General features: G+C 60.5%; 21 protein-coding genes and 1 pseudogene. 13 read left to right on the plus strand and 9 right to left on the minus strand.

Annotation, left to right across the window (positions count from 1 at the left end; translation table 11 throughout):
- Positions 1-12 precede the first annotated feature (12 nt).
- The 3 genes from DevBK_RS01870 to DevBK_RS01880 all read left to right on the plus strand — a co-directional run bounded on the left by DevBK_RS01870 (position 13) and on the right by DevBK_RS01880 (position 3,527).
- A complete protein-coding gene (locus DevBK_RS01870) occupies positions 13-921 on the plus strand; it encodes a cytochrome b/b6 domain-containing protein (RefSeq protein WP_410494025.1) in 909 nt (302 codons plus the stop codon).
- Complete coding sequence (locus DevBK_RS01875; RefSeq protein ID WP_317184282.1) at positions 918-1,709, plus strand: molybdopterin-dependent oxidoreductase; 792 nt, start codon at positions 918-920, stop codon at positions 1,707-1,709. Before DevBK_RS01870 ends, DevBK_RS01875 begins: the two co-directional genes overlap by 4 nt.
- Before the next feature lie 339 nt (positions 1,710-2,048).
- A complete protein-coding gene (locus DevBK_RS01880; protein WP_317184283.1) occupies positions 2,049-3,527 on the plus strand; it encodes a DEAD/DEAH box helicase in 1,479 nt (492 codons plus the stop codon).
- 117 nt (positions 3,528-3,644) lie between these two features.
- On the opposite strand, the gene DevBK_RS01885 is transcribed toward DevBK_RS01880, so the two are convergent.
- Together DevBK_RS01885 and otsB are read right to left on the minus strand one after the other, a co-directional pair.
- Entirely contained in the window at positions 3,645-5,060 is a 1,416-nt protein-coding gene (locus DevBK_RS01885; protein ID WP_317184284.1) for a trehalose-6-phosphate synthase, read from the minus strand.
- A gap of 93 nt (positions 5,061-5,153) precedes the next feature.
- Positions 5,154-5,942, minus strand: a complete 789-nt coding sequence (gene otsB / locus DevBK_RS01890; protein ID WP_200913711.1) for a trehalose-phosphatase — start codon at positions 5,940-5,942, stop codon at positions 5,154-5,156.
- Between the two features lie 221 nt (positions 5,943-6,163).
- Between otsB and DevBK_RS01895 the strand changes: the two genes are divergently transcribed.
- Positions 6,164-6,310 (plus strand): hypothetical protein, encoded by a 147-nt coding sequence (locus DevBK_RS01895; protein ID WP_156352216.1) that lies wholly within the window; start codon positions 6,164-6,166, stop codon positions 6,308-6,310.
- A 120-nt stretch (positions 6,311-6,430) separates the two neighbouring features.
- Here the strand turns inward: DevBK_RS01895 and DevBK_RS01900 are convergent, their stop codons facing one another.
- From DevBK_RS01900 to DevBK_RS01920, 5 genes are all read right to left on the minus strand, one after another.
- A complete protein-coding gene (locus tag DevBK_RS01900; RefSeq protein ID WP_317184285.1) occupies positions 6,431-7,054 on the minus strand; it encodes a nucleoside deaminase in 624 nt (207 codons plus the stop codon).
- 3 nt (positions 7,055-7,057) lie between these two features.
- Positions 7,058-7,810 carry an META domain-containing protein gene (locus DevBK_RS01905; protein ID WP_317184286.1) on the minus strand — a complete coding sequence of 251 codons (753 nt, stop codon included), beginning with the start codon at positions 7,808-7,810 and terminating at the stop codon, positions 7,058-7,060.
- Between the two features lie 69 nt (positions 7,811-7,879).
- Entirely contained in the window at positions 7,880-8,386 is a 507-nt protein-coding gene (locus DevBK_RS01910; protein WP_317184287.1) for an ureidoglycolate lyase, read from the minus strand.
- Positions 8,387-8,401: 15 nt separating this feature from the next.
- Positions 8,402-9,220: a bifunctional allantoicase/(S)-ureidoglycine aminohydrolase gene (locus tag DevBK_RS01915; protein WP_317184288.1), complete on the minus strand. Its 819-nt coding sequence runs from the start codon at positions 9,218-9,220 to the stop codon at positions 8,402-8,404.
- Positions 9,221-9,287: 67 nt separating this feature from the next.
- On the minus strand, positions 9,288-9,617 hold the full coding sequence (locus tag DevBK_RS01920; RefSeq protein ID WP_061910406.1) for an ArsR/SmtB family transcription factor: 330 nt from the start codon (positions 9,615-9,617) through the stop codon (positions 9,288-9,290).
- 52 nt (positions 9,618-9,669) lie between these two features.
- On the opposite strand from DevBK_RS01920, the pseudogene DevBK_RS01925 reads away from it, so the two are divergent.
- Both DevBK_RS01925 and DevBK_RS01930 read left to right on the plus strand, forming a co-directional pair.
- A pseudogene (locus DevBK_RS01925) lies at positions 9,670-10,157 on the plus strand (SRPBCC family protein).
- A 57-nt stretch (positions 10,158-10,214) separates the two neighbouring features.
- Positions 10,215-10,361, plus strand: coding sequence for a hypothetical protein (locus DevBK_RS01930; RefSeq protein ID WP_156352217.1), 147 nt, complete (start codon positions 10,215-10,217; stop codon positions 10,359-10,361).
- 19 nt (positions 10,362-10,380) lie between these two features.
- On the opposite strand, the gene puuE is transcribed toward DevBK_RS01930, so the two are convergent.
- Both puuE and DevBK_RS01940 read right to left on the minus strand, forming a co-directional pair.
- The gene (gene puuE, locus DevBK_RS01935; protein WP_317184289.1) at positions 10,381-11,799 is read right to left on the minus strand and encodes an allantoinase PuuE; all 1,419 of its coding nucleotides are present in this window, start codon (positions 11,797-11,799) and stop codon (positions 10,381-10,383) included.
- Positions 11,800-11,864: 65 nt separating this feature from the next.
- Positions 11,865-12,848, minus strand: coding sequence for a LysR family transcriptional regulator (locus DevBK_RS01940; RefSeq protein WP_317184290.1), 984 nt, complete (start codon positions 12,846-12,848; stop codon positions 11,865-11,867).
- 154 nt (positions 12,849-13,002) lie between these two features.
- Here DevBK_RS01940 and uraH point away from each other — a divergent pair, with 154 nt between their 5' ends.
- From uraH to DevBK_RS01975, 7 genes are all read left to right on the plus strand, one after another.
- Positions 13,003-13,356: a hydroxyisourate hydrolase gene (uraH, locus tag DevBK_RS01945; protein ID WP_291406852.1), complete on the plus strand. Its 354-nt coding sequence runs from the start codon at positions 13,003-13,005 to the stop codon at positions 13,354-13,356.
- 3 nt (positions 13,357-13,359) lie between these two features.
- The gene (xdhA, locus tag DevBK_RS01950; protein ID WP_317184291.1) at positions 13,360-14,826 is read left to right on the plus strand and encodes a xanthine dehydrogenase small subunit; all 1,467 of its coding nucleotides are present in this window, start codon (positions 13,360-13,362) and stop codon (positions 14,824-14,826) included.
- A complete protein-coding gene (gene xdhB / locus DevBK_RS01955; protein ID WP_317184292.1) occupies positions 14,826-17,156 on the plus strand; it encodes a xanthine dehydrogenase molybdopterin binding subunit in 2,331 nt (776 codons plus the stop codon). Before xdhA ends, xdhB begins: the two co-directional genes overlap by 1 nt.
- A gap of 91 nt (positions 17,157-17,247) precedes the next feature.
- Positions 17,248-18,105, plus strand: a complete 858-nt coding sequence (xdhC, locus tag DevBK_RS01960) for a xanthine dehydrogenase accessory protein XdhC (protein WP_317184293.1) — start codon at positions 17,248-17,250, stop codon at positions 18,103-18,105.
- Between the two features lies 1 nt (position 18,106).
- Positions 18,107-19,639, plus strand: a complete 1,533-nt coding sequence (locus DevBK_RS01965) for an ABC transporter ATP-binding protein (RefSeq protein WP_317184294.1) — start codon at positions 18,107-18,109, stop codon at positions 19,637-19,639.
- Positions 19,623-20,705, plus strand: a complete 1,083-nt coding sequence (locus tag DevBK_RS01970; RefSeq protein WP_061910424.1) for an ABC transporter permease — start codon at positions 19,623-19,625, stop codon at positions 20,703-20,705. Before DevBK_RS01965 ends, DevBK_RS01970 begins: the two co-directional genes overlap by 17 nt.
- The gene (locus DevBK_RS01975) at positions 20,705-21,628 is read left to right on the plus strand and encodes an ABC transporter permease (RefSeq protein ID WP_062631580.1); all 924 of its coding nucleotides are present in this window, start codon (positions 20,705-20,707) and stop codon (positions 21,626-21,628) included. The genes DevBK_RS01970 and DevBK_RS01975 overlap by 1 nt, the downstream gene beginning before the upstream one ends.
- The last annotated feature ends 55 nt before the right edge of the window (positions 21,629-21,683 follow it).

A 21,683-nucleotide genomic window follows, 5' to 3' on the forward strand; every position in this document is an offset into this window, starting at 1 on the left:
AAGGAGAGCAGGATGAGCGTGGATTCGAGCCAAGAACAACCTGCGGGTGGAGAGCCAAGGCCCTCCGCCGACGCGTCTTCCCAAACGCCGGTGGCTCGACCCAAAGGACCGTTGGTTTATCGCCAATCCATCTGGACCCGGTTGACCCATTGGGTTTGGGTCATCTGTCTCTTCTTTCTGTTGCTTTCCGGGCTGCAGATTTTCAATGCCCATCCCGCGCTCTATATCGGCCAGCAATCGGGCTTCGAGTTCGATAATTCTGTTCTGCGGATCGGGGCGGTCAACACGCCACAGGGGCCGCGCGGGCAGACGACTGTTTTCGGGCAGACGTTCGATACGACCGGCGTGCTCGGGATGAGCGGTACGGCTGAAGCGCCAGATTATGTGGGTTTCCCGGGGGCAGTGACCATTCCATCCTATCGCGATCTTGCGACTGGCAGGGTTGTGCATTTCTTCTTCGGCTGGCTGATGGTGGCCGCGCTGTTCGTCTGGTTTTTGGCAAGCTTCATCAATGGGCATCTCAAGCGAGATATTTTGCCACGCAGTGGTGATCTCAAAGAGTTGCCGAGGGATATCGGCGATCATGCACGGCTCAAGCTGCATCATGGGCGGCGCTATTCGCCGCTGCAGAAGCTGAGTTATTTCGCCGTGTTCTTTGTGCTGTTTCCGCTGATCGTGCTGACGGGACTGACGATGAGCCCCGGCATGGACGCTGCCTGGCCATGGCTGCTAGATCTTTTCGGCGGCCGGCAGACCGCGCGAACCATCCACTTCGGCACGATGGTGCTGCTGGTGCTGTTTTTTATCGTCCATATTCTGATGGTGCTGCTGGCCGGGCCGCTTAATGAGCTGCGCTCGATGATCACCGGGTGGTATCGCACAAGCCCGGGAACGCCTGCTGCCGAAGGAGATAAGCCATGAGCGGCCTGATCATGAACCGCCGCAAACTGTTGGTTGGCTCCGCAGCACTGGGCTCGAGCATGGCGCTCGCCGGATGCGATCAGTTCGACTTTCTGGGGCAGCGCGGACATCCCGTGCGGCAGGCGCTGGAGCAGGCCAATGTGCTGACCTATCGCGCGCAGCGGGCATTGATTGGCGATCAGACGCTGGCACGCGAATATGCGGCGAGCGAAATCCGGCAGGGGATGAAGCCGAACGGCTCCACCGAGCCGACGACGCCGGAATATACTTTCCTCAAGATGCAGAACTTTGCGTCTTACAAGCTGACCATCAAGGGCATGGTGGAGCGCGAGGTGTCGTTCTCGCTCAACGAATTGCGGAATATGCCGGCGCGTAGCCAGATCACCCGGCACGATTGCGTCGAAGGCTGGAGTTGCATTGCCAAGTGGACCGGGACACAGCTCGGACCGCTCCTCGACATGGCCGGCGTGAAGCCCGAGGCGCGCTATTGCGTCTATCACTGCTTCGACAATATCCAGAAGTCGCTCTCGGGCGAGATCTTTTATTACGAAAGCTCGGACCTGGTGGACGCCTATCATCCGCAGACCATTTTGTCGTATGGGCTCAACGATCAAGTTTTGCCGGTGAGCAATGGTGCGCCGGTGCGTCTGAGGATCGAGCGAGCGCTTGGTTACAAGCAGCCGAAATATCTGCACACGATCGAATTGGTTGATGACCTCACGCCATTCGGCATGGGGAAGGGCGGGTATTGGCCGGATAACGGCTATGATTGGTATGGTGGGATCTAGGCCATGCGCTCGATTGGCCATGGCGGGCTGCATATGACGATCTAACTTAACTGGGCGCATAACCCAGGGGATGGTGGCTCCCGCTTGAGGGTCACAAACCACCCATGCGCCTCTCACACTTGCCTTTATGGGCATTGTGGCCCATATGGGACGCAGCGTTGCGGCGAAATGGGCCGCTAACGGACTTCTCTTCTTACTCAGCGGTGAGCGGCGAAGTCAGCCCGGATAGCGAAAATGCTCCGGGTTTGAGCCAGCACCCGCGCGATAATCCCTATCGCCCGATTGCATTTTTATTCATGGCGCCTGCGGTTCGCAGCGTGCCCGCGCAATGCTTTGCGCATGATGAAAGATCTAGATTTGACCGATTTTTCCAGTCTCGGACTGCCCACCGCCCTCGTTGATAGCCTCAAGGCGGGTGGGTTCGAGACGCCAACCAAGATTCAGAGCGAAGCGATCCCGAAGCTGCTCGAGGGCCGGGACATGATGGGCATTGCCCAGACCGGCTCGGGCAAGACTGCAGCATTTGGCCTGCCGATCCTTGCCGGACTTGCCCAATTGACCGGCCGTCCGCGGCCGATGACGACACGCGCGCTGATCCTTGCGCCGACGCGTGAACTTGCCGTGCAGATCGAAGAGAATATTCGTAAGTTTGCAGGCTCCAAGCAGAAGATCGATACTGTCCTCGTGCTCGGTGGCGTGTCACGCTACCATCAAGTGCAGAAGATCGCCAAGGGTGTGGACGTTGTCGTGGCGACGCCCGGCCGTCTCAAGGATCTGCTCGACGATAACAAGATCCGCCTCAATGAAACGCGCTGGCTGGTTCTCGACGAAGCCGACCGCATGCTCGACATGGGCTTCATTGCGCCGGTGAAGGCCATTGCCAAGGCCATTGGTTTGCGCCGTCAGACCATGTTGTTCTCGGCCACCATGGCGGCAGAGGTCGAAGACCTGGCCAAGGGCCTGCTGAAGGACCCGGTGAAGGTCGAAGCGGCGCCGCAGGGCTCGACCGTCGTCAAGATCGACCAGCGCGTCATCCTCTCCGGCTCGAAGGCCAAGCGCAATGTGCTCAATGGCCTGCTCGACGACGAGAAGGAAGGCATGGAGCGCGTGATTGTTTTCGCACGCACCAAGCATGGCGCAGACCGCGTGACGAAGAACCTTGCCATCGATGGGCATGAGGCTGCTGCCATCCACGGCAACAAGAGCCAGAATGCGCGTCAGGCAGCGCTGAAGGGTTTTGCGAGCGGGAATGTCCGCATTCTCGTAGCGACCGATATTGCCGCGCGCGGTATCGACGTTCCCGGCATCACCCATGTGGTGAACTATGATCTGCCGGACGATCCCGAAAACTATGTGCACCGCATCGGCCGTACGGGCCGCAATGGTGCGACCGGCATTGCGATCACGCTCTGCGACGGCACCGAGCGCTCGAAACTGCGAGATGTCGAAAAGCTGATCCGCCGCACGCTGCCGCTTTCGGGCGACGTCAACATGGTCGAAGAAGCGACGGCTTCGGCGCCGCGCCAACCGCGTCATACCGTCGGGGCTCCCGGTGGGCAGCGCACTGCACGCAATCCCAAGCCGGATCCGCGAAAGTTCAACACGCCGCGTCCGGGCGGCGAACGTGGCAGGGGCGGCAGCCCGCGCGATGCGAATGCCCCACGCGAAGCGAGCGCTGGCCCGGCCCGCGACCCGCGCAATCCGCTGGCCCCATCTCGTTCGGTGAAGCCACCGCGCGCTGACGGCCTCAAGGCCAAGCCGCGTTGGACCACGGGGGCGAAAAAGTCCGCTGCACGCAATCGCCGCGGCGAAGGTTAAATGAAAAAGGGCGGCCCGGTGGCCGCCCTTTTTGTTTGCAGATTCTGTATGCACTCAGTGGTTCAAGACTTCGCATTTCACCATGAGGTCAGCGTCGCAGCGCCAGTGCTTTAGCAGTTATGCCACCGAGGCCATGTAGATGGTGTCTTTGTCGACCTGGGCTTGATCCTCGATGCCGGGGGAGAGGCGTTTGAGGAAGCTGAGGGCCCAGTCGTCGACATTGTGCTTGGTGGCGGCGGCCCAGAGGGCTTGCCAGCGTTGCTTGCGTTCTTCGAGCGGCATGTCGAGGGCCATGCGAAGGGCTTCGGCGGTTTCGTCGGTGTCGAAGGGATTGACCAGCAGCGCTTCGGGGAAGATTTCCGCGGCGCCGGCGAAGCGGGAGAGGACCAGCACGCCGGGGTCTTCCGGATCCTGCGCGCCGACATATTCGTGGGCGACAAGGTTCATGCCATCGCGGAGGGGCGTGACGAGGCCCACGCGTGCGAGGCGATAGAGGCCGGCGAGACTGGGTTGGCCATAGGCTCGCTTGACGTACGTCAGGGGTGCCCAATCTGGTTCTGCGAAGCGGCCCATGACGCGACCCGCCATGGCGTCGAGCGTGTCGCTAGTTTCCTGATATTCCTTGATGCTGTCGCGCGAAGGTGGAGCCACTTGCAGCAAATGCACGTTGCGGCGGAAACGCTGATTGTTGGCGAGGAGCTTCTCATAGGCTTCGATGCGCTGCGGCAGGCCCTTGGAATAATCGAGGCGATCGACGCCAAGGATCAGGCGCTGATCGGTTAGAGCGCGGCGCATGCGATGGATCATCTTTTTGGCCGCCGGGCTGGTCGAGAGCCGCGTAAAAGCCTCGGGGTCCGAGCCGATGGGGAAGGCGGTCACTTCGGTTTTGGAGAAATCGATGGTTTCGGTCGACGCCGTGGCGAAGGTCGAAGGCGCCTGGTGTTCGGCGAAATCGGTGAATGCCGCAACGTCGCGATTGGCCTGCATGCCGATCAGATCATAGCGCGACAGGTCGCGCATGAGATCGCCATGGTGCGGGATAGCGTAAAGCGCGTCCGCCGTGGGGAAGGGGATGTGGAGATAAAAACCGATGCGGTTCTTTGCGCCGAGGCGTCGCAACTCGCTGGCGAGGGGGATCAGGTGATAATCGTGAACCCAGACGACATCGTCTGGCTTGAGGAGCGGCATAAGCGCCTTGGCGAACTGCTGGTTCACGCGGCGATAGCCCTCGTACCAATAGCCTTCGATGGTCGCGAGATCGAGGCGCAGGTGGAAGCTCGGCCAGAGGATCGAGTTGGAAAAGCCGGCATAATAAGCGCGGTGATCATCGGCGGTGAGGTCGATCTGGGCGACCTTCAAACCATCGATGTCTTCGAAATGCGGCTTTGACGATGGAGTTTCGGTGAGTTTTCCAGACCAGCCGAACCAGAAGCCTTCGTGGTTGGACAGGACCTTTCTCAGAGCGACCGCAAGGCCCCCGGCCGCAGGACCCTTGCCTGGCGTACGATTGGAAACGATGACGATGCGGCTCATAGGTAGACCCCCTAGTTAGAAAAACAATGAACCGGACGCTGGTGCGCCCGGGTCTGAACTTGCGTGGTTTCAGGCTGTGATCGACACCTCGGATCAGTTTGCCGTCGTGTCCGCCAGAATCGGTGCATCGTCGCGATGCGCCATATCGGTGAGGCCACGGATCAGTGCGTGGACTGAAGCAACATCGGCAATGCGAAGACGGGCGGACGTCTCACCGGCGCCGAGCTTGATGCCGACGCCACCAAGTTCCTGAGCGGCGAGGAACGCATCTTCGTCGGTCCGGTCATCACCGATGAAGATCGGCGTGCGGCCTTTGAAGGGTTCTTCTTCCATGAAGGCGCGCAGCGCGGCACCCTTGTCGAAGGCAGCAGGCCGCGCTTCGAGCACCATCTTGCCGGGCACGAGGGAATATTGCGGGTGGCTTTCCAGCACTTCTTCCATCGCGCGGAGGCAATCGCCTTCTAGCTCAGGCGCCTGACGGAAATGAAGAGCCACTGCGCCGGCCTTGGGCTCGATAATCAGTTCGGGATGCGCCATGGCGAGCGGCTCGATGGCGCGAGCGATCTTTTCAGCGCCGACGATTAGCTCTTCGTCCAGCTCTTCCATCGAACCATCGGCGCGACGGCGCTGCGAACCGTGCGCTCCAGCGACAGGAAGGTGAAGCGGGGACAGGAAACGGTCGATGTCGGAAATTTCGCGTCCGGTGATGACGGCAAAGGCGTGGTCAAATTCCTGGGTGGCGCGCTCAAGCTGCTCTGCAAGATCGCTGGGCACCACAACTGCATCAGGCCGCTCGGCGATTTCGACGAGAGTGCCGTCGAAGTCGGTGAAGATGGCCAGCGCGGGCAGCTCGGCGCCATTCCGAATTAGCATTTCGTTCATAACTTCTCTCACTTCGGATTACGGCTCATGAGACCTAACGCCACGGGAGAAGAAAAGTTCGCGCCACACGGCAGACATGCACGTGGCGGGAATATGAACGAAATCTAAATCACGCGTTCGTGATCACCTCAGGTTGGGAGCGATATGCCTTTTGTTGCGTTTTATGATCGCGAACCGGTGAACAGCTCGGTTCGGACTAAGTTGAGGGATTACCAGAACAAATGCGTCCTATGCTCACCAAGCCCGTTCAGTCGCAACTGATGCTGACCGCTCTCTTCGTTGCGGCGCTGAGCTTCATAACATTAGCGGCTTCGTTTGCGGAAATGCCGGTGACGGATGCGCAAATTGCGGTAGGGAGCAATGAATAAGGCGAGCGCAACGCAAAGCGAGCTTCAACGACCTGAATTGTTTCGGGTCGTTATTCCCATGCCAAAATGCGCTGGGATCGAAACGTTGGTCAGGCGACCGTTGAAGTCGCTGCGCAAAACTCAGGCAAGCGGAATGCCTTTGCTGCCTTTATCGCGTTGATAGATCGACGACAAATCCCCATAAGCGGCCCGTAGATCGTCGACCCGCGCGAGCAGTTCTTCGCGGTGTCCGCGATCAAGACTTGCCAGCAGTTCACCAATCGACCGGCTTTTGAAGAAAGCGTTCTCTCGGTTATAGAGCGGGCGCTCATCCGGCACTTTGTCGCGATCAGGATCACGGACGGCATAAACCGACTGTAGGATTTGAATGTCGTAGGGAATTGCGAAGCTGTCGCGGCTGTCTTCGTAGGTGAAGAGATAATAGAAATTGTCGAAGCCTGCCCAGGTGATGCCGGATAGGCAGAGCGAGCAAGGCTCGTGGGTCGTGAGGAATATGCAGTCCTTGGTTGCGGGCCGCTGATCTTCGGGCAATTCAAAGAACTTTTTGATGGCGTGCATTTCGCCATGCCAAAGCGGATTTTCGGTTTCGTTATTGGTTTCGGCGATCACGAGCGACAGGTCAGACTTGCGGAGGATCGCCGCGCCGAACAGCTTGTTGCCTGCGGCCACTCCCCTCGCGGTTTTCGGCACGATGTCGTGCTCGATGACATCGAGAAAGCGCTGGAGAAGGCGGGTCGTTTCCAAAATCTACTCCGTGGCCTTGATCAGACCGATCAACGGAATCTCCGCGCCATCGAGAAGGCGCAGGCTATCATCAGTGAGATCATAAGACGCGGTGGCGTCAAGCGCCGCGAAGAAGGCGCGCTCCTGCGCCATAAGGTCGGCACTGCAGGTTTTTTTGGTCGATGCAGGCAGCCCAAACTGAAGGCCGCCGCTCTCGATCGTGGCTTGCGTGAAATAATCGTTGCATCCGGCATAACCATCCACGCGCAGATCGGACGCGATGGAGAGGGTTAGGGCGCGGCTGCCGGAGACGGGCGTGCCCGCTATGCTGGTGACCTGCCAGGTTGCGCCGATGAGACCGGTTTCGATGACAGGTTCAGTTATGGGTTGGTCGCCCGTATAGCGCGAGACGACGATCGTCGTGGGCGATGGCGAGTTGAGATCGACGGGCACGGCGACGTCGTTTCGGAAGAGGATGGCACTGCCGAGGCGGATATCGGCGACGAGGCCATAGGACTTTTTTGACGCGGTCAGATCCGAGCGGATCGCCAGCGCGAATTGGAGCGGCGGCTGTGCGCCTGAGGGAACGGAGGAGCCGGCACCAAGGACCGGGCGGCCATCGGGCAGGGTGACGAGGCCGATGTAAAGGCTTGCTCCAGCGGGAAGCGCCACCCGTTCGCGATAGGTTACGTCGCCGGTCAGCGACAGGCCCTGCGCAAAGGTAGAGCTCGACAGCAGCAGAAGCGACATAACGATCGAGATAAGCCGGGTGAGCATGGCAATCCTCCCTATCGTTTTAGCGTAGCGGGTCGGCATGACGTTGGCGAGGCAAAGTGGCGCTTGGGGTTAAGCGCTCGGTTCGCGATGGGTGACGATGAGGGGGGCTGAGAAAACGTGCTCCTCAAGATTATTACCGTCGCCGCCGCGGTCGACGACGAGGAAATCGGTTTCTTTATCGAGGGTCGTCAGCACGCCGTGCCACGTGTTCATGGCAATGTTGACGCCTTGGCCCGGCCCGGGGCGAAAGGCGCGGATGTTGATCGGCGTGCCGCTCTCGTCCTCTGCAACGATTACCAGCCAGTGGGCGTCGCCGAGGGGATAGAAAGCTTGGCTGCCAAGGGGGTGGCGCTCAACGAGCGTGAGGCTGAGCGGCAGGGCGTAAGGCTGGCCGCGGAAGATCGAGATCAGTGGACGGGGATGGACGCCGCCGAGTTCGACGCGTGCAAGATCATGGAAGCGTTCGGTCTTGCCGGCATTGATCGGATAGTGGTGCGCGCCCTCTGTCTGGATGACCTGACCGAAGGGGGCGAAGGCATCTGGCGTCAGCGACTCGATGAAGATGGTGTCGGGCATTCCGGTTTCCTCGGCTCAGAACGGCAGCTTGGCGTGGCGGTTGACGTCCTTATAGAGCAGGTAGCGGAAGCGCTCTGGGCCGGCATAGCAGGCCTGTGGGCAGAAGGCCCGGAGCCACATGAAATCGCCGGGGTCGACCTCGACCCAGTCGCGATTGAGCCGATAGACCGCCTTGCCCTGGAGCACATAGAGGCCGTGTTCCATGACATGGGTTTCTTCGAAGGGAATGACCGCGCCGGGTTCGAGAGTGACGATATTGACGTGCATGTCGTGGCGGAGATCGGTGGGCTCGACGAAGCGCGTCGTTCCCCAGGTGTCCTTGGTGCCGGGCATCCAGCGAATGGGTTGGTCCTGCTCGTTGGTGACGAAGGGCGAAGGGATGTCTACACCTTCGACGACTTCATAGCGTTTGCGCACCCAATGGAAGCGAGCCGGATCGGTCGCGTGATTGGTGAGTGACCATTTGCAGCCGGGCGGTAGGAAGGCATAGCCGCCCTCCTTGAGCGTATGCGTCTGGCCTTCGATGATGACATTGATCTGGCCGGCGACGACGAAAAGCACGCCTTCGGCTTCCGGGTTTTCTTCAGGCCGTTCGGACCCGCCGCCCGGCAGAACTTCCACGATGTATTGTGAGAAGGTTTCGGCAAAACCGGACATGGGGCGCGCGATGACCCAGAGCCGGGTCTCGCGCCAATGGGGCAGGTAGGATGTTACGATGTCGCGCATCACCCCGTGAGGGATCAGGGCATAGGCCTCGGTGAAGGTGGCGCGGCCGGTGTGGAGGGCCATCTGGGTCGGCAGGCCGGCGATGGGTGAGGCGTAAGTCGTTGCCATGAGCTCGGGTCAATTCTGGACGATTCCGGAAAAGACTAGAGCGGAACGGCGGAGGAGGCCATGCCTGTTATTCGCTGAGGGCGAGGTTCTTCTCAAGCTTGCTGAGCATGGACGCGGCATAGGCGGCGTATGGGCCGATCCAACGCTCGTGGATGGCGTGGACGGGTAGGGCATCGAGGTGGTTCCAGCGCTCGCGGCCGCGGCGCTCGGCAATGACGAGACCGGCTGCTTCGAGAACGCCTAGGTGTTGCATGATCGTGCAGCGATCGAGCTCGGGGAACGCAGAGCAGAGCGTGCCAGTGGTCGCGGGTTCGGTCTTCAAAACATCAAGCATGCGCCGCCGGATGCGGTGGCTCAGAGCCTTGAAAATCAGATCGTCTTGGTCGTCGGTTGACATGTTATATTTTTATAACATATGGTTTTGTGGGTCAAGCGGAGGAGTGAGAAATATGCGTGCAGTCGTGAGCAAGGGGCCGCGTCCGAGCCCGGAATTTTCTGTATCCGGACGGATCAGCAAGCCGGTGCATGAGGTGTTCGAGGCAGTGGCTGATCCCAAGGAATTGTCAGGGTATTTTACGACGGGCGGCGCGAAGGGCGGCTTGAGACCGGCGCCGTCGTGACTTGGGATTTTCACGATTTTCCCGGTGCCTTCCCTGTCCATGTGGTTGACGTTGTACAGGACGAAAAGATCGTTCTGCGCTGGGGCGCGGCGGACGGAAATGACGAAACAGGGCAATACGAGACCACGGTGACGATGACCTTTGCCGGGCTGGACGATGGCCGCACGCTAGTGACGATCCACGAAAGCGGTTGGCGCGACAACGCGGCGGCGCAGAAGGCGTCCTATGGCAATTGCGAGGGGTGGACGGGAATGCTGTGCGCGCTGAAAGTCTATGTCGAGCACGGGATCAACCTGCGCGCCGGCTTCTACAAATAGCGCTAAGGTTCGATTAGGGTTACCAAATTTTCAACTTTTGGCCCGATGGTTGAAGGCATGAGTAACCCAAGCGTGTCGCTTTTCGTTGGATCGTCTACCTGGCTGCAGCATCATCTGCCGTGGTTGGCAGCGCTGGCCTTGTTCATGGGCCTATTCAGCGACGAACCTCAATTCGACGCTGACCCCGACGATATGAACGGGTAGGCCGCCGTTCCAGGGTGGCTCAGGGGAGGATGGCCTTGAGCCGCAGCAGTGCAATGCGTTCGACTTGCGCGCAGGCGGTGTTGAATTCCTCTTGCGCCGAATTGGCGAGGCGCTTTTCGAAATTGGCGAGAATGCCCGCCTTGTCGTGGTCGCGAACGGCGACGATGAAGGGGAACCCGAATTTTTGGGTGTAGGCATTGTTGAGCGCGGTGAATTTTTCGCGCTCCGCATCGGTTAGCGCGTCGAGGCCGGCGGAGGCTTGTTCCGCGGTGGAGTCTGCGGTCAGGCGCTTTGCGGCAGCGAGTTTTCCGGCGAGGTCGGGGTGGGCGCGGAGGACGGCGAGGCGTTCTTCCGGCGTTGCCATGCGGAACTGAGTGCGCAGCGCGAAGTGTAGGCCGATGGCGGTGTCGTTGGCTGGGGCGAGTTCGCTTTCCCAGGCGCGTTCGGCGATCCAATGGGAATGCTCAAAGATCGAACCGTAACGGGTAACGAACTCGTCTTTGGGGAGTTGGCTGGGTACGACTTCGGGCGCCACGTAGGGATGTTCTTGCGTCCAATGGCGGGCGATATCGAGGCGGGTTGGAACCCAGACTTTCTCGAAAGTGCTGATGTAGTCGACGAACTTTTTGAGGCCCTGGAAGCGGCCGGGTTGGCCCACGAGGCGGCAGTGGAGGCCGATAGACATCATCTTGGGGCTGCCGGCTTCGCCTTCGGCGTAGAGGCAGTCAAAAGTGTCCTTCAAAAACTGAAAATACTCCTCGCCATTGTCGAAGCCGGGGCCGGTGACGAAGCGCATGTCGTTGGTTGAGAGGGAGTAGGGTATGATGAGCTGAGGGTGGCCGTGGATGACTTTCCAATAGGGCAGGTCATCGTCGTAGGTGTCCGAGATATAGGCAAAGCCACCATAGTCGGCGACGAGATCGACCGTGTTGAGTGAGGAGCGGCCGGTGTACCAGCCGAGGGGGCGGGAGCCGGTGGCGAGCGTGTGGAGGCGCACGGCTTCGGCGATCTGGCTGCGCTCTTCATCGAGCGACATATCTTTGTGCTGCACCCATTTGTAGCCGTGCGAGGCGATTTCCCAGCCGGCCTCTTGCATGGCCGCGAGCTGTTCGGGCGCACGCATCAGGGCGGTGGCGACGCCATAGATGGTGACGGGAAGTGCTGCTTCGGTGAAGAGGCGATGGAGCCGCCAGAAGCCGGCGCGGGCGCCGTATTCGTACATGCTTTCGACATTGGCGTGGCGCTGACCGGGCCAAGGCGCTGCGCCGAGCACGTCCACGAGGAAAGCTTCCGAGGCGGCGTCGCCATGCAGAATGTTGTTTTCGCCGCCCTCTTCGTAATTGAGCACGAATTGCACCGCGACGTGGGCGCCGCCGGGCCAGTTGGCATTGGGCGGGGTAGGGCCGTAACCATGCATATCGCGGGGGTAGCGGTTCATTGGTGTCTCATGCGTCGGTGTCGTTGAATTCAGGGTAAGCGCAGGACGGGTGATTTTACCAGTCGTCAGATTGCACCGGGCAGTTGCAATCCATCGAAGTAGCTTTTGGCGTGATCGAAGAAGATGGCGGGGGCGAGATGAAGCGCGCTACCGGTGCGGACGAGGATGCCGAAGCGATTCGTCGGAAGACCGGGATCGTGCAGCGGCTTGAAGATCAGGCGGCCGTCGGCAATTTCGTTTTGTGCGCCGATGGGCGTCATGACCGATAGGTAATGGCCGCCCAAGGCCAATTCGACCAGCATGCGGATGGAATTGACTTCCACCATCGGAGGCAGGGCGAGGCCCGGGCGGCGTAGGAAGGGCTCTATGACTTCGCGGATGGAGATTTCGGGCCGGGCCACCGCGACGGCATGATCGAGGCACTGGTCCATGGTGAGGTTTTTGGCCGAGGCCAAGGGATGGCTCGGGACCATGACGGCGCCAATATGGACATCGCGGCGGTAGGCGATGTCGATCTGTCGCGGCGGCTTGGAGATGAAGCCAAAGCCGATGTCGATGCGCTCCTCGACGAGACGTTCGACCACTTCACTCGAGGATATGATGGAGAGATCAATGGTGAGGCGCGGGTAGCGCTGGCCGAAGTCGGAAATGAGGCGCGGCAGGAAGGAGAGGCCGACGCTTTCGACGGTGCCGATGCGGACGACGCCGGCGCGGACGCCGCGGAGGAGTTCGATCTCTGAGACGGCGGCTTCCATTGGCGCGGCGAGGCGGCGGGAATGGCGGAAGAGGATTTCGCCGGCGGGGGAGAGGCGCATGCGGCGCTTGTCGCGGAGAAAGAGGGTGATGCCGAGGGCATCTTCCAACTGGGCGACCTGTCTTGTGACCGCTGACGAAGCGACGTTGAGGCGGCGGGCGGCTTCACGGATCGACAGGTGGGTGGCGACCGCGTTGAAATAGAGCAGCGATGGCTGATGGAACACGCGGGCGAGGAGGCCTGCAGAAAGCGCGTGTTCGCGGGGGCGGTCGGCAGTCGGGCTCTTGTCGGTCATCGTGGGACTTGCTGTTGCCGTTTCGGCAGCATAGTGCTCCCAATTTGAGAGTATCAAGAGCAGAATCGCAGTTCTATGGTGCTCTTCGGGGAAACGAATTGCACATGCCGTTCCGAAACGCCCCACGTTCGGACGGTGTGTATAGGAGCAGCATATGGCCGGCGGACGCCTCACCACTCACGTTCTCGACACGATGGCGGGCAAGCCGGCGCGTGGTATGCGCCTCGAACTGCACTTCGTGCATGGCGACCACACGCACCATCTGGGCGACAGCTACACCAATGCCGACGGTCGGGTCGATCAGCCGCTCCTCGCGGACGATCAGTTCCAGCAGGGCGAGTTCGAGATTCGCTTTCATGTCGGGCAGTATTTTGAGCGCATTGGGGTCGAGATCGAAACGCCGTTCCTCGATGTCGTGCCGATCCGCTTCACCATCTCCGAAGACAAGCACTATCACGTGCCGCTGCTTGTCAGCCCCTTCGCCTATTCGACCTACAGGGGGAGCTGAGCCATGGTGGAGGTCGCAAATGCCATCCGCTTTCTGCTCAATGGCGAGGAAATCACCCTCATCGATGTCGCGCCGGACCTGACGCTGCTCGATTGGCTGCGGCTGGAGCGGCGTCTGCGCGGCTCGAAGGAAGGCTGTGCCGAGGGCGATTGCGGGGCGTGCACTGTGCTGGTCGGTCGGCTGATGAATGATGAGATCATTTATGACTCGGTGACGGCGTGCATCCGCTTTGTCGGAAGTCTGCATGGGACGCATGTCGTTACCATCGAGCATCTGCGCGGCGAGAATGGCGCGCTGCATCCGGTGCAGCAGGCGATGGTTGACCACCATGGGTCGCAGTGTGGGTTTTGTACGCCGGGTTTTGTGATGAGCCTTTATGGGCTGTGGATGCGGAATCCGAGCCCGACGCGCCCGGCGATCGAGAAGGCACTGCAGGGGAATCTCTGCCGGTGCACGGGCTATGCGCCGATCATTCGTGCCGGCGAAGCCATGGGGACTTATGGCCAGCCGCAGGGCGATGTGCTCTGGGCCGAGCGCATCGCGGTTAAGGATAAGATCAAGGCGCTGAATGATGGGCGTCGCGTTGTCATCGGCGAGGGCGACAAGCAGATCATTATCCCCGCGAGCCTTGATGATTTCGCTGCTGTCTATGAAGCCAATCCCAACGCGCGGATCGTTGCCGGCTCGACCGATGTTGGGCTGTGGGTGACGAAATTCATGCGCAATATCGGGCCGGTGATCTTTATCGGTCATCTGCAGGAATTGAAGCGCATCGCCGAGAACGCCAGCGAAGTGCGGTTTTATGCCGGGGTGTCATACTCGGAAGCACTGCCGGTCATTCAGACGAGTTTCCCGCAATTGGGTGAACTCTGGAACCGGATTGCCGGCGAGCAGATCCGCAATATGGGGACCATCGGCGGCAATATCGCCAATGGGTCGCCGATTGGGGATACGCCGCCGCCGTTTATTGCGCTGGGAGCCAAGCTGAGCCTGCGGCGCGGCGAGCATCGGCGCGAGATAAAGCTCGAGGACTACTTCATCGCCTACGGCAAGCAGGATCGGCAGCCGGGCGAGTTCGTCGAAAGCGTAACACTGCCGCTGCTGCCGGCGGGCGAGAAATTTGCGACCTACAAGATTTCCAAGCGCCGCGAGGAAGATATCTCTGCGCTGTGCGGATCGTTCCGGGTGTTCGTGAATGACGCCGGCGTCGTCGGCATGGCGCGGATTGCCTTTGGCGGCATGGCGGCGACGCCGAAACGGGCCAAGGCCGTCGAGGCGGCTCTGGTTGGAAAACCGTGGACGATGGAGACTGTGGAGGCGGCTGTTGCTGCTTTCGCCGAGGATTATCAGCCAATCAGTGACATGCGCGCTTCGGCGGAGTATCGGTTGCTGACGGCGCAGAACCTCCTGAAGCGGTTCTTCCTCGATGTGTCGGGGCAGGATGTGCGGCTCAAGCGTGAGGTGGCGTGATGAACAAGCATGCTGCACCGATTAATCTGGCTGTGATGCATACCAATACGCGGCACGATAGCGGGCCGAAGCACGTCACGGGTACGGCCGAATATATCGACGACATGATCGAGCCGGTCGGCACGATGCATGCCTATCTGGCGCTCTCGACCAAGCCGCATGCCGAGATCCTCGGCATGGATTTTTCTGCGGTGCTGAAGGCGCCCGGCGTTATCGGCGTTCTGACCAATGACGATGTGCCGGGTGTGCTCGACATCAGCTCGGCGCATATGCATGACGAGCCGGTTTTTGCCGATGGTGTCGTGCATTTCTGGGGGCAGCCGGTTTTTGCTGTGGTCGCAGAGACGCGTGACCAGGCGCGGCGGGCGACGCATCTCGCCAAGATCGACTACAAGGAACTGCCGTTTTTCACCGATGTGCGGTCGGCGCAGGCGGCTGGCGGCAAGCTGGTCACCCCGCCGCTCAAGCTTGAGCGCGGGGATGTGAAGGCTGGGCTGGCGGGCGCGCCGCGTCGGGCAAAGGGTGCGATCACCATTGGCGGGCAGGATCACTTTTATCTCGAGGGGCAGATCGCCCTGGCGGTGCCAGGCGAGGACGAGGACGTTACGCTCTTTTCTTCGACCCAGCATCCGAGCGAAATTCAGCTAATCGTCGCGCAGGCGCTGGGCATTCGGCACAATGCTGTCACTGTTAATGTTCGTCGCATGGGCGGTGGCTTTGGCGGCAAGGAAACGCAGGGGAACCTGTTTGCCGTGGTGGCGGCGCTGGCGGCCAAGAAATGGAACCGGGCTTGCAAGATCCGTCCTGACCGCGACGACGACATGAGCGCGACGGGCAAGCGGCACGATTTTGTGGTCGATTATGACGTCGGCTACGATGAGACCGGGAAAATCCATGCGGTGGAGGCGGTCTATGGCGCGCGCGCGGGGTATTCGTCGGACCTGTCGGGGCCGGTGACGGACCGGGCGCTGTTTCACTGCGACAATGCCTATTGGTATCCGGCCGTCCGGGCGCGGTCAGAGCCGCTCTATACCAACACGGTTTCCAACACGGCTTTCCGTGGCTTTGGTGGACCGCAGGGCATGGTTGGGGCGGAGCGCTGGATCGAGGATATTGCCTATGCGCTGGGCAAGGATCCGCTCGATATTCGCAAAGCCAATTTCTATGGCACCGATACCGACAATGTGACGCCTTACAATCAGGTGGTGGAGGACAATATCATCCACCGGATCGTGGATGAGCTTGAGGCGTCGTCGGACTATTCTGCGCGCCGCGCGGCCATTCTGGAGTTCAACAAAACCAATGTGGTGATCAAGAAGGGCATTTCGCTGACGCCGGTGAAGTTCGGCATTTCCTTTACGGCGACCTGGTACAATCAGGCCGGCGCGCTGGTGCATGTTTATAAGGATGGATCGATCCATCTGAGCCATGGTGGCACCGAGATGGGGCAGGGGCTCTATATCAAGGTGGCACAGGTGGTGGCCGATGCGTTCGGGGTGAACCTCGACACGGTCAAGATCATGGCGACGTCGACGGGCAAGGTGCCGAACACGTCCGCGACGGCGGCTTCGTCGGGGTCAGATCTCAATGGTGCGGCGGCTTATGACGCGTGCCGGCAGATCAAGGAGCGGCTGCTGGCGCATGCTGCGAAATTGCATCAGGTCAGCGAAGCCGAGTGTGAATGGGTGCAGGGCGGCATTCAGGCCGGCGCGAAATTCGTGCCGTTTGCCGAGTTGGCCATGTCGGGCTTCATGAACCGCGTGCAGCTTTCGGCAGCGGGCTTTTATCAGACGCCGAAAATTCATTGGGACCGGGCGACCGGTCGCGGGCATCCGTTCTACTATTTTGCTTATGGTGCTTCGGTCAGCGAAGTGACGATCGATACGCTGACGGGTGAGTACACCGTCGATCGCGTGGATATTTTGCATGATGTTGGTAAGTCGCTGAACCCGGCCATTGATCTTGGTCAGGTTGAGGGTGCCTTTGTGCAGGGCATGGGCTGGCTGACGACAGAAGAGCTGGTCTGGGATGCCAAGGGGCAGTTACGGACCCATGCGCCGTCAACTTACAAGATCCCGCTCGCCAGCGATGTGCCGCCGGTTTTCAATGTGAAGCTGGCGGAGTGGTCGGTGAACAAGGAGCCGACGATTGGGCGCTCGAAGGCTGTGGGTGAGCCGCCATTCATGTTGGCGATGAGCGTGCCGGAAGCACTGGGCATGGCGGTGGCGAGTGTGGCGGATTATCGGATCGCGCCGCAGCTCGATATGCCGGTGACGCCGGAGCGGGTGCTGATGGGTGTCGAGCGGATGAAGCGGGAGGTGCGGGGGTGAGAGCTCTTGTGAGTGTGGCCCCACCCCCTCCCGGCCTCCCCCATCTAGGGGGAGGCCGGGAGGGGGTGACCTTTGGCTGGAGCGCTATGCCATGACGTCCACCGCCCTCGAATCCTTCCTCGCTGCCAACCCCGATATCATAGCCTGCGAATTGACCTCCGTGCGCGGGTCCTCACCGCGCGAGCAGGGGACCTTTATGCTGGTGGCGCTTGGCGCGATCTTTGGGACCATCGGTGGTGGGGCGCTCGAATATATGGTCATCGATCATGCGCGGCGGCTGATCGCTGAAGGGCGGGCCGAGGAAGCCATGGATGTGCCGCTTGGACCTGAGATTGGCCAGTGTTGCGGCGGGCGGGTCATAGTGTCTCTCCGCTTCGCGGATGCCGCGATCCGTCGGGAGGTCATGGCGCGGACGATGGCTGAGGATGCGCTGACCCCTCAGGTTTACGTTTTCGGGGCGGGCCATGTTGGACGGGTGCTGGCACAAATCCTGGCACTATTGCCGGTGCGCATGGAGGTGATCGACACGCGGCAGGAAGAGCTTGATCTCTTGGCACCTGGGATCGCGCATCGGCGCGCGGCCATGCCTGAAGCCGTGGTCCGCGCCGCGCCACGCGGCAGCGCTTTTGTGATCATGACCCATGACCACGCGCTAGATTTCTTGATCGCCAGTGAGGCGCTGAACCGGCTCGACAGCCCCTATGTCGGCATGGTTGGCTCGAAGACGAAGCGCGCGAAATTCGCGAGCTGGTTTCTCGAGCAAGGGGGCGACAGGGCTGATTTGGATCGCTTGGTGTTACCCATAGGCGCACAAGGGCTTGGGGATAAACGGCCATCCGTCATTGCGGCACTAGCGGCGGCCGAGATTATGGTCCAAATTGGGCAACGGGAAGCTTTGGACGGGCAGGTGCCTATCCCCGAAAAACAGGGGGTAGCGAGTGGACTTTGACATGCCCAATCGGCTCGAACTGACCGGCATTACCAAGCAGTTTCCCGGCGTTTTGGCCAATGATCAGGTGTCGTTCGCGGTCAAACCCGGCGAAATCCACGCGCTCCTCGGCGAAAACGGCGCCGGTAAATCCACCCTCGTCAAGATGATCTACGGCATCATGCAGCCCAATGCTGGCGAAATCCGCTGGAATGGCGATTCCGTCGTGGTGCCCAACCCCAAGGCCGCGCGAAAGTTTGGCATCGGCATGGTGTTCCAGCATTTCTCGCTGTTCGAAGCGCTGACGGTGCTTGAGAACATCGCGCTTGGCATGGATGCCAAAATTCCCTCGCGTGAGCTTGAGGGGCGGATCCGTGAAGTGATGCAGACCTATGGGCTGGTGCTCGATCCGCACCGGACAGTTGCGACACTCTCGGTCGGCGAACGCCAGCGCATCGAAATCGTCCGCGCGCTGCTGCTCAACCCGCAATTGCTGATCATGGACGAGCCGACTTCGGTGCTGACGCCGCAGGAGGTGGAGCAGCTGTTCACCGTGCTGCGAAAACTTGCTGCTGAGGGATGTTCGATTCTCTACATCTCGCACAAGCTGCATGAAATCAAAGCTCTCTGCGATACGGCGACGATCCTACGCGGCGGCAAGTTGGTCGATACCTGCGATCCAAAGCAAGAAACCAGCCGCTCTATGGCCGAGAAGATGATCGGCACCGGGTTGAAGGATATCGTCAAGGGCGAGGGCAGGGCGTTCGGCCAGCCCAAGCTCGTCGTCAATCGGCTACGTACCAATAAAGCAGGGCATTTCGACGTGCCTGTCGACAATGTCAGCTTCACCGTGCGCGCCGGGGAAATCCTCGGCATCGCGGGTGTGGCGGGTAATGGGCAGAATGCGCTGCTCGATGCGCTTTCGGGCGAGATCATTGGCGACGATCGCGAGGCCATCACCATCGATGGTTTTGGCATCGGGATGATGAATACGACCGAGCGCCGCAAGCGCGGGCTTTGCGCGGTGCCCGAAGAGCGCAATGGTCATGCGGCGGTGGGTGATTTTTCGCTGGCGGACAATTCGGTGCTGACGGCGCGCGACCGGCTCGGCATGGTCGTCATGGGCCTGATCAATTCGGGCGCGGCCAAGACCTATACGGGCAAGGTCATTGCCGATTTTGCCGTCAAGGCGCTGGGTCCGAGTTCGACGGCGGGATCGCTGTCTGGCGGGAACTTGCAAAAGTACATTATGGGCCGTGAAATTCTGCAGAAGCCTTCGGTACTGGTGGTGAGTCAGCCGACCTGGGGCGTCGATGCAGGGGCGGCGGCGGCAATCCATCAAGCACTGGTCGATCTGGCGTCTGCTGGTTCGGCGATCGTGGTGATCAGCCAGGATCTCGATGAATTGCGGGCGCTCTGCGATACGCTGGCGGTGATCAATATGGGACATCTGAGCGCCGCCAAGCCGGTCAAGGATTTCAGCATCGAAGAAATCGGTCTCCTAATGGGTGGCGTCCACGGAGCCTCGGAGGCCGATCATGCAATTCCGGCTTGAGAAGCGTCGCGAGCCGTCCAAGGCTATGATCTACATCACGCCGGTGGTCGCCGTGGTCCTGACCATGATCGTCGGCGCGGTGATCTTTTCGCTGATCGGCTATGATGGCATTGGCGCGGTGCGCGAGATTTTCCTGACGCCGCTGACCAATAGCTACAAGTGGCAGGATCTGGGGATCAAGGCAGCGCCGCTGATCATCATCGGCGTGGGTCTTTCCATCGCTTATCGGGCGAATGTCTGGAATATCGGGGCCGAAGGGCAGTATGTCATTGGGGGGCTTGCGGGCACGGGCATAGCGCTCCTGACCTATGGCATGACGGGCTGGTGGATCCTGCCGCTTATGGTGCTGGCTGGGATGCTGGGGGGCATGGCTTATGCGGCCATTCCGGCGCTGCTGCGCACGCGGCTCAACGTCAATGAGATCCTGACGAGCCTGATGCTGACCTATGCTTCCGTACAGTTGATCTACTATCTGATCCGCGCGCCCTGGAAGGACCCTATGGGCATGGGCTTTCCGCAGACGCGGCTTTTTTCGGAAGCGGCGCGCCTGCCGACGATCATTCCGGGGACAATTGTGCATCTTGGCGTACCGATTGCAGTTCTCGTTGGGATCGTCGCCTGGTTCATCATGACGAGGTCGGTATTTGGCTACCGGATGCGCGTCGTTGGGGCCGCGCCTCATGCTGCACGCTATGGCGGGTTTTCCGAGAACAAAACCATTTGGCTCGCCATGCTGGTGAGTGGTGGCTTGGCCGGTCTCGCGGGTGTTCTGGAAGTCGCTGGTCCCTTCCAGCGCATGGTGCCGGGCTTTCCGACCAATTACGGATTTACCGCCATCATCGTCGCGTTCCTGGGACGGCTCAATCCGCTGGGTGTCATCGTTGCGGGCATTGTGCTGGCCATCACATTCGTTGGTGGTGAAGTCGCCCAGACCACCATTGGCCTGCCCAATGCGGCGACCGGGATTTTCCAGGCGATGATGCTGTTCTTCCTTTTGGCTGGCGATATTCTGATCAAGTACCGGTTGCGCCGCGTGTTGCCGCAACCATCGGTGGGAGCGGCATAATGGAACTGGCGCTCGCAATTCTGATCACAGTCGTTGGTGCATCAACCCCTATTCTGATCGCGGCCTTGGGCGAATTGGTTGTCGAGAAGGCAGGGGTGCTCAATCTGGGCGTCGAAGGCATGATGCTGATCGGCGCGATCGCCGGCTTCGTCGTCCAATTCCACACCGGTAATCCATACCTGGCGCTGCTCTGCGGCGCCGCGGCCGGGACAGCGGCATCACTGATCTTTGGTTTTTTGACGCTGTCGCTCTCAGCCAATCAGACGGCAACGGGTCTGGCTCTGACGATTTTCGGGACTGGCTTTTCGGCGCTTGCCGGATCGTCCTATTCGGCGCGTCCGGTGACGCTGATGCAGCCGCTCTTTCCTGCCGAATTCTATGCCAATCCAATCGGGCGCGTTATCTTTGGCTACTCGTTCCCGGTTTACTTCTCCTTCGTGATGGTCGTCGCCATCTGGTATTTCCTCCACAAAACGCGCGCGGGCCTGATCCTGCGGGCCGTCGGTGAGAATGACCAATCCGCGCATTCGATCGGCTATTCGGTGATCGGGGTACGGTATCTCGCCGTCATGTTTGGCGGCGCCATGGCCGGTATCGCGGGAGCCTGTTTCCCGCTGCTGCTCACCCCGCAATGGGCTGAGCGGATGACGGCGGGGCGCGGCTGGATTGCGGTCGCGCTTGTCGTGTTCGCCTCGTGGAAACCCTTCCGCCTATTGGGTGGCGCTTATCTCTTCGGCCTTGTCATGACCACCGAGCTTTATGCCAAGGCTGGCGGCGGGCCGCTGAGCGCCGTGCCGTCCGAGCTTTGGGCCGCTCTTCCCTATATCGCGACCGTCGTCGTGCTGGTGCTGATTTCGCTCCGCCGCGATGCGTCTACCAATGCACCGGCTTGCCTCGGCAAGCCGTTCTTGCCCGCCAATTGAGATGACATTGGGACGATCATCTCGATCAAGGAACGTCAGTCAGGAGAAACATCAG

Source organism: Devosia sp. BK (genome assembly GCF_032907385.1).
Taxonomy (GTDB): domain Bacteria; phylum Pseudomonadota; class Alphaproteobacteria; order Rhizobiales; family Devosiaceae; genus Devosia.

Excerpts from the sequence above, each read along its gene's own strand:
- DevBK_RS01870 (WP_410494025.1), top strand. The coding sequence starts at position 13 with ATGAGCGTGGATTCGAGCCAAGAACAACCTGCGGGTGGAGAGCCAAGG.
- DevBK_RS01875 (WP_317184282.1), top strand. The coding sequence starts at position 918 with ATGAGCGGCCTGATCATGAACCGCCGCAAACTGTTGGTTGGCTCCGCA.
- DevBK_RS01880 (WP_317184283.1), top strand. The coding sequence starts at position 2,049 with ATGATGAAAGATCTAGATTTGACCGATTTTTCCAGTCTCGGACTGCCC.
- DevBK_RS01885 (WP_317184284.1), bottom strand. The coding sequence starts at position 5,060 with ATGAGCCGCATCGTCATCGTTTCCAATCGTACGCCAGGCAAGGGTCCT.
- otsB (WP_200913711.1), bottom strand. The coding sequence starts at position 5,942 with ATGAACGAAATGCTAATTCGGAATGGCGCCGAGCTGCCCGCGCTGGCC.
- DevBK_RS01895 (WP_156352216.1), top strand. The coding sequence starts at position 6,164 with ATGCGTCCTATGCTCACCAAGCCCGTTCAGTCGCAACTGATGCTGACC.
- DevBK_RS01905 (WP_317184286.1), bottom strand. The coding sequence starts at position 7,810 with ATGCTCACCCGGCTTATCTCGATCGTTATGTCGCTTCTGCTGCTGTCG.
- DevBK_RS01910 (WP_317184287.1), bottom strand. The coding sequence starts at position 8,386 with ATGCCCGACACCATCTTCATCGAGTCGCTGACGCCAGATGCCTTCGCC.
- DevBK_RS01915 (WP_317184288.1), bottom strand. The coding sequence starts at position 9,220 with ATGGCAACGACTTACGCCTCACCCATCGCCGGCCTGCCGACCCAGATG.
- DevBK_RS01920 (WP_061910406.1), bottom strand. The coding sequence starts at position 9,617 with ATGTCAACCGACGACCAAGACGATCTGATTTTCAAGGCTCTGAGCCAC.
- DevBK_RS01930 (WP_156352217.1), top strand. The coding sequence starts at position 10,215 with ATGAGTAACCCAAGCGTGTCGCTTTTCGTTGGATCGTCTACCTGGCTG.
- puuE (WP_317184289.1), bottom strand. The coding sequence starts at position 11,799 with ATGAACCGCTACCCCCGCGATATGCATGGTTACGGCCCTACCCCGCCC.
- DevBK_RS01940 (WP_317184290.1), bottom strand. The coding sequence starts at position 12,848 with ATGACCGACAAGAGCCCGACTGCCGACCGCCCCCGCGAACACGCGCTT.
- uraH (WP_291406852.1), top strand. The coding sequence starts at position 13,003 with ATGGCCGGCGGACGCCTCACCACTCACGTTCTCGACACGATGGCGGGC.
- xdhA (WP_317184291.1), top strand. The coding sequence starts at position 13,360 with ATGGTGGAGGTCGCAAATGCCATCCGCTTTCTGCTCAATGGCGAGGAA.
- xdhB (WP_317184292.1), top strand. The coding sequence starts at position 14,826 with ATGAACAAGCATGCTGCACCGATTAATCTGGCTGTGATGCATACCAAT.
- xdhC (WP_317184293.1), top strand. The coding sequence starts at position 17,248 with ATGACGTCCACCGCCCTCGAATCCTTCCTCGCTGCCAACCCCGATATC.
- DevBK_RS01965 (WP_317184294.1), top strand. The coding sequence starts at position 18,107 with ATGCCCAATCGGCTCGAACTGACCGGCATTACCAAGCAGTTTCCCGGC.
- DevBK_RS01970 (WP_061910424.1), top strand. The coding sequence starts at position 19,623 with ATGCAATTCCGGCTTGAGAAGCGTCGCGAGCCGTCCAAGGCTATGATC.
- DevBK_RS01975 (WP_062631580.1), top strand. The coding sequence starts at position 20,705 with ATGGAACTGGCGCTCGCAATTCTGATCACAGTCGTTGGTGCATCAACC.